The sequence below is a fragment of the Catellatospora coxensis genome (genome assembly GCF_016862635.1).
Classification (GTDB): Bacteria; Actinomycetota; Actinomycetes; order Mycobacteriales; family Micromonosporaceae; genus Catellatospora; species Catellatospora coxensis.
Window position 1 is genome coordinate 1 of the sequence record NZ_BONI01000137.1, and the last position, 14,148, is coordinate 14,148.

Below are 14,148 nucleotides of genomic sequence, written 5' to 3' on the forward strand. Positions count from 1 at the left end.
GTCGAACGATCTTGGTGTGGTCGACGTCCCGGTTGAACCGAACGGCCGGTGCGGGGTGGAGGAGACTGCGTCGCGCGGGCTTGCCGGGCGCGTCGAACGGTGCCGCTGTGCTCCCGGTTGATCGGGTCAGCGGGGGGTCCGGGAGAGGAAGTCGCGCAGGCCCGCGCCTGGCGGGTCGTCGGGGTGGGCGGCTAGGCCGCGTTCGGCCCAGGAGCGGGCTGCGGTGGGGTCGCCTATGTCGGCCAGGGCGCGGGCCAGTCGGCCGTATTGGGCGGCGTGTTTGAGGTCGCCGCCGATCACCTCGATGAGGGTGGGGGTGTCGCGTTCCCAGCGGGCCAGGCGTTCCACGGCGTCGCGGGCGGAGAGGTCGCCGGGGTCGGCGGCCCAGCGGCGGCGGACCACGGCGCGGTAGTGGTTCAGGCCGCCGGGGCCGAGGGCGGGGCCGTAGGCCCAGATGTCGACGGGGCACCAGCGGCCGGTGTCGAACTGCACGGTGACCAGCCAGTCGGCGAGTTCTACGGGGTTGGGCGCGGACTGGCGGCAGGCTTCGGCGTGGGTGGCCAGCAGGCGGTTGAGCAGGTTGTCCAGGGCGCCGGAGGCGTCGTCGGCGTGGTCGAGGGTGCTCAGCAGGAGTTCGACGGCGTGTGCCAAGGGTTCGCGGGCGACGGCGGGGCGGCCGGTGCGCACCAGGGTGGCCAGTTCCTCGGCGACGTGCGCGGCGTTTTCGGCGTGCCGGACGCTGCCCCAGTAGTCGAGGTCGCCGGTGGTGGTGAAGGTCCGGGTCACCACGCCGGGAAGGGAGTCCTCGGGGTGGGCCTGCGGCGCGCGGCGCAGAGAGGTGGGCACCCCGTCATCATCGCTCCGCCGGGCGCTCCGTGAGGCCCTCGCGCGACCGGTTGACGACCGGATCGGAATCTGGCGGTTACCGGACGGTGACCAATGTCCGGTTCGTTTCGTCGCTGGTCAGGCTGGACGCGCTCCCACCGGCTGCGGGGGCGTCGAAGCCGGTGGACCAGACGACGGCCAGGGTGGCGACCCACACCGCGCACGCGCCGGCCATGTGCGCGGCGACGAGCAGGGCGGGCAGGTGGGTGAAGTACTGCACGAAGCCGATCACGCCCTGGGCGAGCAGCACCGCGAGCAGGATCGCGCTGGTGCGGGCCATGCGGGGGGCCGTGACCGCGCGGGCGGCGAACCAGCAGGCGGCGGCCAGGCCCAGCATGAGGAACACGGCGTCCACGTGCAGCTGGGAGATCATCTCGGGGTTCAGGCCGGTCCGGCGGGCCTTGTCGTCGCCGGCGTGCGGGCCGCTGCCGGTGACCACGACGCCGATCACGATGACCGCCGCTGAAGCCGCCGTCAGGGCCCAGGTCAGCGGGCGGAGCCGGGCTGCCGCGGGCTCGGCGGGCAGGGGAGCGGTGCGCCGCCACAGCAGGTACGAGCCGCCGATCATCACGGCGGACAAAAGGAAGTGCAGGCCGACGACGTACGGGTTGAGGTCGGTGAGGACCGTGATGCCGCCGACCACGCCCTGCCCCGGGATGCCCAGGGCGAGGATCACGGCGGGGCCGCGCAGCCGGGCGTGCCGCCACACGGCCACCACGAGCGCGATGGCGATGGCGGACAGCACGAAGGTGAGCAGCCGGTTGCCGAACTCGATCGCGCCGTTGACGCCCATCGCCTTGGTGGCGGTGTACGAGTCCTCGGTGCACTTGGGCCAGGTCGGGCAGCCCAGACCGGAGCCGGTGAGCCGGACCGCGCCGCCGGTGATCACGATGCCGATGTTGCCGGCCAGGCCCGCCAGCGCGAGCCGGCGGCGGGTGACCGCACCGGCGTCGAGCAGCTGCCGGGTGCCGGGCAGGCGCTCCAGGAGCCGGGTGATCCGGGGCACGAACCCGGCTGCCTTGGCGGTGTCGACATCAAGCACGAACCCGATGGTAGGCGCGCGTTCCGGGCGTGCCGAGTTAGGGCAGCCTGGGTGTCACGGGTCACGCCGGGGGTGGTTTGCGCACGTCGAACTAAATAAGTAACACTGGTGTAGTGAAAAAGGGCGGGGTGATCACAGAGGCATCCGATCGCCGCGTGGGCCATCCTGCCACGCGCGGCCGGGTGATCGAACTGCTCGCTCAGGGCCCCGCGACCGCGGCGGCGCTGAGCGAGGAACTCGGGCTGAGCCCGGCCGGGGTGCGCCGCCACCTCGACGCGATGCACGCCGAGGGCCTGGTGAGCGCCCGCGAGCAGGTGATCCGCGGCCCGCGCGGCCGGGGACGCCCCGCCAAGGTCTTCTCGCTCACCGACACCGCCCGCGACGGGCTCGGCCGGCACGCCTACGACGGGCTGGCCGCGGCCGCGCTGCGCTGGATCGCCGAGCGCGGCGGCGAGCGCGAGGTGGCCGCCTTCGCCGCGGCGCAGATCGCGTCGCTGGAGCAGCGCTGCGAGGCCGCCGTACGCGACTCGGGTGACGATCCTCTCGCCCGCGCGGAGGCGCTCGCGGAGGCGCTGACCGCTCAGGGATACGCTGCGAACGCGTCCACGATCGCCACCGGCGGGCAGCTGTGCCAGCACCACTGCCCCGTCGCGCACGTCGCCGCCGAGTTCCCGCAGCTGTGCGAGGCCGAGACCGAGGTGATCGGTCGCCTGGTCGGCACGCACGTGCAGCGGCTCGCGACGATCGCGCACGGCGACGGGGTGTGCACGACTCACATCCCGGGCTTCGCCCGGGACCAGATACCCAGCCCGACGAAAGCGGCCCGTCCGGGAGCTCCGCCGCCAGGCGGCGCGCCGGCTCCGGCGGGCCGGACCGAACTTGTTCAGATCCACGATGGCGTCACGATGAGGACGGACTCATGACCGAGCAGATCACCACGACCGAGGACCAGCTCGCTGGCCTGGGCAAGTACGAGTACGGCTGGGCCGACCCGGACCTGGCCGGCGCCAACGCGCAGCGCGGTCTCAACGAGGCCGTGGTGCGCGACATCTCGGCCAAGAAGAACGAGGCCGACTGGATGCTCGACCTGCGGCTGAAGGGCCTGCGCCTGTTCGGCCGCAAGCCCATGCCGAACTGGGGCGCGGACCTGTCCGGCATCGACTTCGACAACATCAAGTACTTCGTGCGCTCGACCGAGAAGCAGGCGGCGAGCTGGGAAGACCTGCCCGAGGACATCAAGAACACGTACGACAAGCTGGGCATCCCGGAGGCGGAGAAGCAGCGCCTCGTGGCCGGTGTCGCCGCGCAGTACGAGTCCGAGGTCGTCTACCACGCGATCCGCGAGGACCTGGAGCAGCAGGGTGTGCTGTTCCTGGACACCGACACGGCGCTCAAGGAGCACCCGGAGCTGTTCCAGGAGTACTTCGGCACGGTCATCCCGGTGGGCGACAACAAGTTCGCCGCGCTGAACACCGCGGTGTGGTCGGGCGGCTCCTTCATCTACGTGCCGCCGGGCGTCAACGTGGAGATCCCGCTGCAGGCCTACTTCCGGATCAACACCGAGAACATGGGCCAGTTCGAGCGGACCCTGATCATCGTCGACGAGGGCGCGTACGTGCACTACGTCGAGGGCTGCACCGCGCCGATCTACTCGTCGGACTCGCTGCACAGCGCGGTCGTCGAGATCATCGTGAAGAAGAACGCGCGCTGCCGGTACACGACCATCCAGAACTGGTCGAACAACGTCTACAACCTGGTCACCAAGCGCGCCGTGTGCCACGAGGGCGCGACCATGGAGTGGGTCGACGGCAACATCGGTTCCAAGGTCACCATGAAGTACCCGGCCGTGTTCATGGTCGGCGAGCACGCCAAGGGCGAGGTCCTGTCGGTCGCCATGGCCGGTGAGGGCCAGCACCAGGACGCCGGCGCGAAGATGGTGCACGCGGCTCCGCACACGTCCAGCACGATCATCAGCAAGTCGATCGCCCGGGGCGGCGGCCGCACCTCGTACCGCGGCCTGGTCCAGGTCATGGAGGGCTCGCACCACAGCAAGAGCACGGTCAAGTGCGACGCGCTGCTGGTCGACACCATCTCCCGCTCGGACACCTACCCCTACGTCGACATCCGCGAGGACGACGTGGCGATGGGCCACGAGGCGACCGTCTCCAAGGTGAGCGACGACCAGCTGTTCTACCTGATGAGCCGGGGCCTGTCCGAGGACGAGGCCATGGCGATGATCGTGCGCGGCTTCATCGAGCCCATCGCCAAGGAGCTGCCGATGGAGTACGCGCTGGAACTGAACCGACTGATCGAACTGCAGATGGAAGGCGCCGTCGGCTGATGAGCACCGAAGTTATCGCACCGCCCAAGACCAAGTCGCAGGCGTTGCGCTCGTTCCACGTGGCCGACTTCCCGGCGCTGACCGGGCGCGAGGAGGAGTGGCGCTTCACGCCGCTCAAGCGCCTGCGCGGCCTGGCCGCCGGGGACGTCACCGTGGTGGCCGCGCCCAAGCACGAGCACGGCGAGCTGCCCGCGGGCGTCACCGTGTCGACCGTGTCGCGCTCCGACGCGCGCATCGGCGGGGTGCTCACCCCGTTCGACCGGATCAGCGCCTGGGCGTACGAGAACGCCGCTGACGCGCTGCTCGTCGACGTCGCCAAGGAGACCGTGCTCGCCGAGCCGGTCGTGCTGCGGCTGCACGGCCACGGCGCGGACGGCGCGGCGGCGGGCCACACCTACCTCGCGGTCGGCGCGTTCGCCGAGGCGACGTTGGTGCTGGAGCAGACCGGCAGCGTCACGCTGGCCGACAACGTGGAGATCGCGGTCGCCGACGGCGCGAAGCTGACCCTGGTCACGGTCGCCGACTGGGCCGCCGACGCGGTGCAGGCGCAGCACGTCAAGGTCAAGCTCGGTCGCGACGCGAAGATCCTGCACGTGCAGGTGTCGCTCGGCGGTGACCTGGTGCGCCAGTTCACCAGCGTCGACTACACCGGCCGCGGCGGCGAGGCGGAGCTCTACGGGCTCTACTTCGCCGACGGCGCGCAGCACATCGAGCACCGCCTGCTGGTGGACCACTCGGTGCCGGACTGCCGCTCGTACGTGGGCTACCGCGGCGCGCTGCAGGGCGACGGCGCGCACACGGTCTGGGTCGGCGACGTGCTGATCCAGGACCAGGCCACCGGCACCAGCACCTACGAGGTCAACCGCAACCTGCTGCTGTCCGACGGGGCGCGGGCCGACTCGGTGCCGAACCTGGAGATCGAGACCGGCGAGATCGTCGGCGCGGGCCACGCCTCGGCGACCGGCCGCTTCGACGACGAGCAGCTGTTCTACCTGATGGCCCGGGGCATCCCCGAGGCAGAGGCCCGCAAGCTGGTCGTCCGCGGCTTCTTCGCCGAGCTGCTCGGCAAGATCCCGGCCGAGGACCTGCGCGAGCGCCTCGGCGCGGCCATCGAGGCCCGGCTGGAGAAGGCGGGCGCATGAGCGACTTTGTCCGGGCGTGTGCCGCCGACGAGGTCGCCAAGGGTGCGGCGCTCGCGGTGGACCTCGCCGGCACGCCGGTGGTGGTCGTGCACGCGGAGGACGACGGCTTCTACGCCGCGTACGACGAGTGCTCGCACGCCGCCGTGGCGCTGTCCGAGGGCGAGGTCGACGGCTGCACGCTGGAATGCTGGCTGCACGGCTCGCGTTTCGATCTCCGTACCGGTGAGCCGACCGGCCTGCCCGCCACCGAACCCGTACCCGTCTTTCCCGTCGAAGTCCGTGACGGTGATGTCTACGTCAGCATGACGCCAAGCAATGGAGTGACCCGATGAGCAAGTTGGAGATCCGCGACCTTCAGGTGTCGGTGAAGCTGCCCGAGGGCGAGCTGAAGCCGATCCTGCACGGGGTCACGCTGACCGTGGAGTCGGGCCAGACGCACGCCATCATGGGCCCCAACGGCTCCGGCAAGTCGACCCTGGCCTACTCGATCGCGGGCCACCCGAAGTACGAGATCACCGGCGGCGAGGTGCTGCTGGACGGCCAGGACGTGCTGGCCATGAGCGTGGACGAGCGCGCCCGCGCCGGCCTGTTCCTGGCGATGCAGTACCCGGTCGAGGTCCCCGGCGTGTCGGTGGCGAACTTCCTGCGCACCTCGAAGACCGCGATCGACGGCGAGGCCCCGAAGCTGCGCACCTGGGCCGCCGAGCTGAAGGGCTCGATGGAGAAGCTGGGCATGGACCCCGCCTTCGCCCAGCGCAACGTCAACGAGGGCTTCTCCGGCGGTGAGAAGAAGCGGCACGAGATCGTGCAGCTGGAGCTGCTCAAGCCGAAGATCGCGATCCTCGACGAGACCGACTCCGGCCTCGACGTCGACGCGCTGCGCGTCGTGTCCGAGGGCGTGAACCGGGTCAAGGACACCAACGACATGGGCGTGCTGCTGATCACGCACTACACGCGGATCCTGCGCTACATCAAGCCGGACTTCGTGCACGTGTTCGTGGCCGGCCGCATCGTCGAGGAGGGCGGCCCGGAGCTGGCCCAGAAGCTTGAGGACGAGGGTTACAAGCGCTACGGGGCGGACGCCGAAGCGGCCGTCGCGGCAGCCTGAGGGAGCTGAGCAGAAGATGACCGCCCTGACCATCCCGGCCGGGATGCCGCAGTACGACGACAAGCCGCGCTTCGACGTGGAGCGCGTGCGCGCCGACTTCCCGATCCTGGGCCGGGAGGTCAACGGTCACCCGCTCGTCTACCTCGACAGCGGCAACACCTCGCAGAAGCCGCGCCAGGTCATCGACGCGGTGGCCCGCTACTACGCCGAGCACAACGCCAACGTGGCCCGCTCGGTGCACACGCTGGGCACCGAGTCGACCGAGGCGTACGAGGGCGCGCGCGCCAAGGTCGCCGCGTTCATCGGCGCGCCGAGCGTCGACGAGGTGGTGTTCACCAAGAACGCCACCGAGTCGCTGAACCTGGTCGCGCACGCGTTCGGCCCGCACGCGCGGGACGAGCGCTTCCGGCTGGGCCCCGGCGACGAGATCGTGATCTCGGAGATGGAGCACCACTCCAACATCGTGCCGTGGCAGCTGCTCTGCGAGCGCACCGGCGCGACGCTGCGCTGGTTCGGCCTGACCGAGACCGGCCGCCTCGACGAGTCGAACCTCGAAGAGCTGGTCAACGAGCGTACGAAGATCGTCTCGATCGTGCACATGTCGAACGTGCTCGGCACCGTCAACGCCACCTCGCGCATCACCGCGCGGGTGCGCGAGGTCGGCGCGCTGCTCATGCTCGACTGCTCGCAGTCGGTGCCGCACCTGCCGATGGACGTCGTCGACTACGACGTGGACTTCATTGCGTTCACCGGGCACAAGATGCTGGCCCCGACCGGCATCGGCGTGCTGTGGGGGCGCGGCGAGCTGCTCAACGCCATGCCGCCGTTCCTGGGCGGCGGGTCGATGATCGAGACGGTGAAGATGGGCGGCTCGACGTACGCCCCGGCCCCGGCCCGGTTCGAGGCGGGCACCCCGCCGATCGCGCAGGCGGTCGGGCTGGGTGCGGCGATCGACTACCTGACCGGGATCGGCATGGACGCGATCGCCTGGCACGACAAGGAGCTGACGGCGTACGCGCTGGACGCCCTGGACACCGTGCCGGGCCTGCGCATCTACGGCCCCAGGGTGCCCGTGGGACGCGGCGCGACGATCTCGTTCACGCTCGACGGCATCCACCCGCACGACGTGGGCCAGGTGCTGGACTCGCTCGGCGTGCAGGTGCGGGTGGGCCACCACTGCGCCAAGCCGATCTGCGACCGGTTCTCCGTGCCCGCGCTCACCCGGGCCTCGTTCTACCTCTACACGACGACCGACGAGGTCGACGCGCTCGTGCGCGGCCTGGATCAGGTGCGGAAGGTCTTCGCTTAGCCATGCAGCTCGACCAGCTCTACCAGGAGATCATCCTGGATCACTACAAGCGCCCCAAGGGGCGCGGATTGCGCGAGCCGTTCGCCGCGGACGTGCACCACGTCAACCCGACCTGCGGCGACGAGATCACCCTCCGGGTCGCCCTGGACGGGGAGACGATCAGCGACATCTCGTACGACGGCCAGGGCTGCTCCATCAGCCAGGCGTCCGCGAGCGTGCTCTTCGAGCTGCTGAACGGCCGCAAGGTCGACGACGCGCTCGCCGTGCACGCCGCGTTCGTCGAGCTGATGGGCGGCAAGGGCCAGGTCGAGCCCGACGAGGAGGTGCTGGGGGACGCGGTCGCGTTCGCCGGCGTCGCCAAGTACCCCGCGCGGGTCAAATGCGCGCTGCTGTCCTGGATGGCGTTGAAGGACGCGGTCGCGCAGGCCGTCGCCCTCGAGAAGGAGGAAGTGTGATGAGCGAGACCGACATCGTCGACAGCGTCGTGGAGTCCGCGCGCGTCGAGGCCGCGCCGGTCGAGGCCGCCGCGCCGAAGTCCGGCAAGAAGGCCGAGGTGGACGACGTCCGCGAGGCCATGAAGGACGTCGTCGACCCCGAGCTGGGCATCAACGTGGTGGACCTGGGCCTGGTGTACGGCGTGCACATCGACGACGAGAACGTCGCGACCCTCGACATGACGCTGACCTCGGCGGCCTGCCCGCTGACCGACGTCATCGAGGAGCAGACCCGCGCCGCGCTGTGCACCGGCCCCGGCGGCGGCCTCGTGAACGACATGCGCATCAACTGGGTGTGGCTGCCGCCGTGGGGCCCCGACAAGATCACCGACGACGGCCGCGACCAGCTCCGCTCGCTCGGCTTCAACGTCTGACCGACGTACCCGAAAGGGCGTCCACCCGCGCGGTGGGCGCCCTTTTCGCGCGTCCGGCCGCAAGGTCATCCGAGTTGCCTGGCACCTGTGCGTATCGCGCTTCATGATTCGCCCACCTGCCCGGCAAATCGAGCGATCATGGCCCACGCCTGCCAGGCAGATCGAGTGATCATGGACCGCCGCCTACGCTCAGGGCGTGGGGAGTGTGCCCGAGGGGCCGTCGGCGGAGTTGCAGGCGTGGACCTGCGCGGTGTGCCCGGCGCAGGAGCTGGCCCCGGGACGGTTCGACGTGGCCGCCCGGCCGGGGCCGGACAGCCGCTACGAGCCCGCGATCGGGTGGCGGGTGGACCTGTCCACCGGAGCGCCGACCTGCGTGCATCCGTACCGCGTGGGGCTGCCGGCCGGGGCGTACGCCTCCGGGAACGTGCCCTTGCCACCCCGGGCTCCGCAGCCGCCCGACCCGCGCGATCTCGTCCTGCCCGACGATCCCACCCTGCTGGAGGCCTGGTTCGTGGCCGTGCTGCGCGACGCCGAGCCGGACCGGATGCGGGCCGCCCTGGCGCGGGCGGAGCAGGTGGCGGGGGAGCGGTTCCCGGGGCGCACCGTCGTGGCCGCCGTTCGGCGGGTCATGTCCACCGAACTCGCGGGATAATGCGGTTGATCGGCTCCGGCACGCAGGGGAGGCTCGCGGTCATGCACATCGCCACCCTCGACCAACGCCCCGACCTCGTCGGCGCCCTCTGGGACATGCCCACGGTCTGGCCCGAGTTCATGCGCCACGACCCCATCTCGAACCTCTACTACGGCCTGTGCACCGAGCAGTGGCCCGAATACATCCTGGTCGCCGAGGACCCCGACGAGCCCGGCCGGCTGCTGGCCAAGGGCCACAGCGTGCCGTTCTTCCTGCCCGAGGGCGACGAGCTGCCGATCGACGGCTGGGACGGCGCGCTGCGCCGCGCCGTCCGCGCCCGCGTCGCGGGGGACAAGCCGAACATCGTCTCCGCGATCGAGATCGCGGTGCGCCCCGACCGCCAGGGCACCGGGCTGTCCGCGCTGATGCTGGCCGCGATGCGGGACAACGCGGCCCGGCTGGGCTTCGCGGACCTGGTCGCGCCGGTGCGGCCCAACGGGGCCAAGGACCCTGCGGAGCCCATGACGTCGTACGCGTACCGCACGCGCGACGACGGCCTGCCCGTGGACCCGTGGCTGCGGGTGCACGTACGCGCCGGCGGCGTCATCGAGAAGATCGCCACCCGGTCCATGGTCATCCCGGGCACCTGCGCGGAGTGGCGCGACTGGACCGGGCTGCCGTTCGACACCACGGGCCCGGTGCACGTGCCGAAGGCGCTCACCCCGGTGCACGCCGACGCCGAGCACGACTGGGCCGTGTACGTCGAGCCCAACGTGTGGATCCGGCACCGCACCGGCGCCTGAGACATCGACGGTAAAACAGGTCGCGGGCAGGTCGCCGCCACCGCAGAATGTTGCGCATGACGACTACCTGCCTGCGCCTCGCGCCCCTGTCCGCTGCGGCGGAAGGACGGCGTCGACAGCAGCGTGGGCCCGTGGCCGGAACGAGCCGCCCGCAGTCGTGACCGCCGCCCTCGTGGCCGGTCTGCTGGCCGGCTACGGCGTCGCCGTGCCCGTCGGCGCGATCGCGCTGCTGCTGATGAGCCTCACCGCCCGCACCTCGCTGCGGATCGGCGCCGCCGCCGCGCTGGGTGTGGCGGCGGCCGACGGGATCTACGCCCTGATCGCCGTACTCGGCGGAGCCGCCCTGGCCCGCTGGATCGAGCCGATCTCCACCCCGCTGCGCTGGATCGCGGTGGCGGTGCTGCTCTACATCGCGGGCCACACCGCGTGGAGCGCGATCCGCCACTACCGCGACCCGGCCCGGGCCCGCGAGACGAAACTGCTGGACACGCCCGGCCGGGCCTTCCTGGCGCTGCTCGGCCTGACCCTGCTCAACCCGATGACCATCGTGTACTTCGGCGCGCTGGTCCTCGGCGGGCAGCAGGCCATGGACGGGCTGACCGGGCCGGAGGGCGCGGTGTTCGTGACGGCCGCCTTCCTCGCCTCGGCCAGCTGGCAGCTGACCGTCGCCGCGGGCGGCGCGCTGGTGGGCAAGGTGCTCGCCACGCCCCGGGGACGCCTGGTCACGGCCCTGGTGTCCAGCCTGGTGATCTCGGTCCTCGCGGTTGCGCTCGTCGTGGCAGAGTAGGCGCATGCTGCCTACCCCCTCCGCCCTGCTGCTCGACTTCGGCGGGGTGATCGTCGAGTCCGGACGGTCGCCCCAGCCGGAGGAGGCCACCCCCCGGCACGCCGACCTCGTCCGGCGCGTGCACCGGCTCACCGGCGGCGCGGTCGGCGAGGAGGAGATCCGCCAGGCGCTGGACAGCGCGAAGAAGACCCGCTCGCGGATGCGCGAGAACACCGAGGAGTGCCTGGAGATCAGCCACGAGCAGCTCTGGGGGGAGCTCATCGCCGTCGAGTGGCCGGCGGTGGCGCGCGCCACGGTGCTGGTGCATGCCAGCGACCTGACCCGGCAGTGGGCGCGGCGCGACGACTGGCGGCTGCGGCCCGGCATCGCCGACCTGCTGGACTACACCGTGGGCCGGGGCATGCCGGTCGCCGTGGTCAGCAACACCCCCTGCGGCCAGGCGCACCGCGACGCGCTCGACGAGTTCGGGCTGACCGGCGCGATCGCCGCCCAGATCTACAGCGACGAGCTGGGCGTGTACAAGCCGCACCCGAGCATGATCTGGGCCGCCGCGCGGGACCTGGGCGTGGCCGCGGCCGACTGCTGGTACGTCGGCGACCAGCCGCACCGTGACGTCCTCTGTGCCCGGCGGGCCGGGGCGGGCGCCGCCATCCTCATGCCCGAGGGCGAGCCCCGCGAGGTCGGCGAGAACCCGCCGGACGCGGTCGTCGCCGACGGCACCGAACTGCTCGCCCTGCTCCGCCAGGCGGTGTAGCGGCCGGTCAGTCGTGCGCGGCCGGGTGGCCGTGGCGCTGGGCCCGCCGCTCCGCCACGGCCTGCATCAGGGGCATCAGGGCCAGCAGCGGCAGCGCCAGGTTGGCCAGGAAGACGGCGGCGATCAGGGTGCCCACCATGGCGCTGGTCGCGATCACGCCACGGCGCACGGCCCGCTGCACCGCCTCGGTCCGGCCGGGGCGCTGCAGCGGCACCCGGTCGCGGATGCGCATCGACAGCAGCAGCCCGCTCAGCGCGATGAAGACCAGGTTGGCCATGTACAGCAGGGTCGCCCCGCGCCCCTGGTCCACCTCGTACGTCAGCACCGCGGTGGGCACCGGCAGGAACACCACGCCCAGCAGCCACATGCTGTTGAGCAGCATGATGCCCTCGCCGACGTCGACGAGGTTGTCGAACACCCGCCGGTGCACCATCCAGAACAGCGACACCACCGCGAACGACATCACGAACGCGGCGAAGTCGCCGGCGTGCTCGCGCACCAGGTCGCGGACCGACTCGGTCTGCGCGTCCCGGGCGGTGTCGACCAGCGGCAGGACCAGCAGGGTCAGCGCGATCGCGACGACCCCGTCGGTGTACGCCGTCAGCCGGGCCAGCGAGCGGGACTCCTGCACACCTCTGGTTACCACAGCCGCCCCGGCCGGCTCAGGTGCTTGCGCTTGCCCGCGACGCCATGCCACGTCCCGCGTATTGGCCTGCGGTGATCGCCCGGCACCGGTGGAATAATGCCGATCATGGACGATATCGACCTCGCCACGCTGTGGTCCGCGGAGCCCGGCTACCTCAACACGGCCAGTTTCGGGCTGCCCCCGAACCGGGCCTGGGAAGCCATGCAGGCGGCGCTGGCCGACTGGCGGGCGGGCCGCACCTCGTGGGAGGGGTGGGGCGAGTCCACCGAGCGGGCCCGGCAGTCGTACGCCCGGATCATCGGGGTCGACGCCGCCGACGTCGCGGTCGGCGCGCAGGTTTCGCAGCTGCTCGCCCCGGTCGCCGCGGCCGTGCCCGACGGCGCGACCGTGCTGGTCCCCGAGCTGGAGTTCACCTCGGCGGTGTTTCCGTGGGCGGTGCACGCCGACCGCGGCGTGACCGTGCGCACCGCACCCGCCGACCGGCTCGCCGAGCGCGTCGACGGCAGCGTCGACGTGGTCGCGTTCGGGCTGGTGCAGTCCTCGGACGGGGCCGTCGTCGACTACGCCGCCGTGGTCGCGGCGGCCCGCGCGGCCGGTGCGCTGGTGGTGGTGGACGCGACGCAGGCCTGCGGCTGGCTGCCGTTCGACGGCTCGCTCGCCGACGTCGTGGTGACCGTCGCGTACAAGTGGCTGATGTCGCCGCGCGGCACCGGCTTCGTCTACCTGAACCCGGCGGTGCGCGAGCGCACGCGGCCGCTGGCCGCCAACTGGTACGCCGGCGAGGACGTGCACAGCTCGTACTACGGCCTGCCGCTGCGGCTGGCCAAGGACGCCCGCGCGTTCGACATCTCGCCCGCCTGGCACGCCTGGGTCGGCACCGCGCCCGCGCTGGAACTCGTCGAGGAGATCGGGGTGCCCGCGATCCACGCGCACGACGTCGGCCTCGCCAACAGCTTCCTGGCGGGCCTGGGGCTGCCGCCGGGCGACAGCGCCATCGTCACCGTGGACGTGCCCGGCGCGGACGCCAGGCTCGCCGCCGCGGGCATCCGCACCGCGGTGCGCAACGGCCGGATCCGCGCCTCGTTCCACGCGTACACCACGCAGGCCGATGTGGACGCGGCGCTGAACGCGCTGGTGGGCTGATGGTCGCCAAACCCGCCGCGGGCGGGGGCCGCTGGGCCGACGTCGAACCGCGACGGCTGCGCCGCTGGCTGGACGGCTTCTACTCGCGCCACGACGGGGCCGAGGAGGAGGGCCTGAAACTGGTCGCCGCCAACGGGGACACCGCCGAGCTGCTGCCGCCGCCCGGGGTCGGACCGGTCGCCGACGTGGACGCGCTGCTGGAAGCGCTGGCGAAGCCGCGGCGGCTGGGGCTGCTGCTGGCCCGGCGCAACGCGGTCGCGGTCGGGGTCGCCGACGGCGACGAGCTGATCAGCTCCAAGGTGGACACGTTCTACGTGCAGGGGCGTACTGCCGCGGGCGGCTGGTCGCAGCAGCGCTACGCCCGCCGCCGGGAGAACCAGGCGTCCGGCGCGGCCCGCGACGCCGCCGACATCGCCGCGCGCATCCTGCTGCCGTACGCGGACAGCATGGCGGCCCTGGTCTGCGGCGGCGACCGCGGCACGGTCGACGAGATCCTCACCGACCGCCGCCTGGCCCCCCTGCTCCCCCTCCGCCACGACCGCCTCCTCGACGTCCCCGAACCCCGCCACGCCGTCCTCGTCGACGCGGTCACCACCGCCCACGCAGTCCGCATCCACCTGGTCCCGTGACGCAAAGATCATCCGACTTGCCTGGCACCTGTGCGTATCTTGGGTCGTGATACGCCCGAT

The 14,148-nt window shown here is 71.9% G+C and carries 16 protein-coding genes and 1 pseudogene; 14 read left to right on the forward strand and 3 right to left on the reverse strand.

Annotated elements, in window-relative coordinates; all coding sequences use genetic code 11:
* Window positions 1–126: 126 nt before the first annotated feature.
* Together Cco03nite_RS40640 and Cco03nite_RS40645 are read right to left on the reverse strand one after the other, a co-directional pair.
* Window positions 127–846: a hypothetical protein gene (locus tag Cco03nite_RS40640; protein WP_203699384.1), complete on the reverse strand. Its 720-nt coding sequence runs from the start codon at window positions 844–846 to the stop codon at window positions 127–129.
* 76 nt (window positions 847–922) lie between these two features.
* On the reverse strand, window positions 923–1,861 hold the full coding sequence (locus Cco03nite_RS40645; RefSeq protein ID WP_373314451.1) for a COX15/CtaA family protein: 939 nt from the start codon (window positions 1,859–1,861) through the stop codon (window positions 923–925).
* A gap of 179 nt (window positions 1,862–2,040) precedes the next feature.
* Between Cco03nite_RS40645 and Cco03nite_RS40650 the strand changes: the two are divergent.
* The 12 genes and pseudogenes from Cco03nite_RS40650 to Cco03nite_RS40705 form a co-directional block, all read left to right on the forward strand.
* Window positions 2,041–2,709 (forward strand): annotated as a pseudogene (locus Cco03nite_RS40650) (helix-turn-helix transcriptional regulator); the annotation flags it as partial.
* A gap of 137 nt (window positions 2,710–2,846) precedes the next feature.
* The gene (gene sufB, locus Cco03nite_RS40655) at window positions 2,847–4,268 is read left to right on the forward strand and encodes a Fe-S cluster assembly protein SufB (protein WP_203699386.1); all 1,422 of its coding nucleotides are present in this window, start codon (window positions 2,847–2,849) and stop codon (window positions 4,266–4,268) included.
* Window positions 4,268–5,410 carry a Fe-S cluster assembly protein SufD gene (sufD, locus tag Cco03nite_RS40660; RefSeq protein WP_203699387.1) on the forward strand — a complete coding sequence of 381 codons (1,143 nt, stop codon included), beginning with the start codon at window positions 4,268–4,270 and terminating at the stop codon, window positions 5,408–5,410. Before sufB ends, sufD begins: the two co-directional genes overlap by 1 nt.
* Window positions 5,407–5,742 (forward strand): non-heme iron oxygenase ferredoxin subunit, encoded by a 336-nt coding sequence (locus tag Cco03nite_RS40665; RefSeq protein ID WP_203699388.1) that lies wholly within the window; start codon window positions 5,407–5,409, stop codon window positions 5,740–5,742. The genes sufD and Cco03nite_RS40665 overlap by 4 nt, the downstream gene beginning before the upstream one ends.
* Window positions 5,739–6,518 carry a Fe-S cluster assembly ATPase SufC gene (sufC, locus tag Cco03nite_RS40670; RefSeq protein WP_203699389.1) on the forward strand — a complete coding sequence of 260 codons (780 nt, stop codon included), beginning with the start codon at window positions 5,739–5,741 and terminating at the stop codon, window positions 6,516–6,518. Before Cco03nite_RS40665 ends, sufC begins: the two co-directional genes overlap by 4 nt.
* Window positions 6,519–6,534: 16 nt before the next feature.
* Entirely contained in the window at window positions 6,535–7,827 is a 1,293-nt protein-coding gene (locus Cco03nite_RS40675; protein ID WP_203699390.1) for a cysteine desulfurase, read from the forward strand.
* A gap of 2 nt (window positions 7,828–7,829) precedes the next feature.
* On the forward strand, window positions 7,830–8,282 hold the full coding sequence (gene sufU, locus Cco03nite_RS40680; protein ID WP_203699391.1) for a Fe-S cluster assembly sulfur transfer protein SufU: 453 nt from the start codon (window positions 7,830–7,832) through the stop codon (window positions 8,280–8,282).
* On the forward strand, window positions 8,282–8,695 hold the full coding sequence (locus tag Cco03nite_RS40685; protein WP_203699392.1) for a metal-sulfur cluster assembly factor: 414 nt from the start codon (window positions 8,282–8,284) through the stop codon (window positions 8,693–8,695). Before sufU ends, Cco03nite_RS40685 begins: the two co-directional genes overlap by 1 nt.
* A gap of 196 nt (window positions 8,696–8,891) precedes the next feature.
* On the forward strand, window positions 8,892–9,347 hold the full coding sequence (locus Cco03nite_RS40690) for a hypothetical protein (protein WP_239168065.1): 456 nt from the start codon (window positions 8,892–8,894) through the stop codon (window positions 9,345–9,347).
* Window positions 9,348–9,388: 41 nt separating this feature from the next.
* On the forward strand, window positions 9,389–10,129 hold the full coding sequence (locus tag Cco03nite_RS40695) for an N-acetyltransferase (RefSeq protein ID WP_203699393.1): 741 nt from the start codon (window positions 9,389–9,391) through the stop codon (window positions 10,127–10,129).
* 157 nt (window positions 10,130–10,286) lie between these two features.
* Window positions 10,287–10,916, forward strand: coding sequence for a LysE family transporter (locus Cco03nite_RS40700; RefSeq protein WP_203699394.1), 630 nt, complete (start codon window positions 10,287–10,289; stop codon window positions 10,914–10,916).
* Window positions 10,917–10,920: 4 nt separating this feature from the next.
* Window positions 10,921–11,670 (forward strand): HAD family hydrolase, encoded by a 750-nt coding sequence (locus tag Cco03nite_RS40705; protein ID WP_203699395.1) that lies wholly within the window; start codon window positions 10,921–10,923, stop codon window positions 11,668–11,670.
* A gap of 7 nt (window positions 11,671–11,677) precedes the next feature.
* Here the strand turns inward: Cco03nite_RS40705 and Cco03nite_RS40710 are convergent, their stop codons facing one another.
* The gene (locus tag Cco03nite_RS40710) at window positions 11,678–12,316 is read right to left on the reverse strand and encodes a TMEM175 family protein (RefSeq protein ID WP_203699396.1); all 639 of its coding nucleotides are present in this window, start codon (window positions 12,314–12,316) and stop codon (window positions 11,678–11,680) included.
* A 105-nt stretch (window positions 12,317–12,421) separates the two neighbouring features.
* On the opposite strand from Cco03nite_RS40710, the gene Cco03nite_RS40715 reads away from it, so the two are divergent.
* Window positions 12,422–13,459 carry an aminotransferase class V-fold PLP-dependent enzyme gene (locus tag Cco03nite_RS40715; RefSeq protein WP_203699397.1) on the forward strand — a complete coding sequence of 346 codons (1,038 nt, stop codon included), beginning with the start codon at window positions 12,422–12,424 and terminating at the stop codon, window positions 13,457–13,459.
* The gene (locus Cco03nite_RS40720; protein WP_203699398.1) at window positions 13,459–14,088 is read left to right on the forward strand and encodes an acVLRF1 family peptidyl-tRNA hydrolase; all 630 of its coding nucleotides are present in this window, start codon (window positions 13,459–13,461) and stop codon (window positions 14,086–14,088) included. The genes Cco03nite_RS40715 and Cco03nite_RS40720 overlap by 1 nt, the downstream gene beginning before the upstream one ends.
* Window positions 14,089–14,148: the final 60 nt, after the last annotated feature.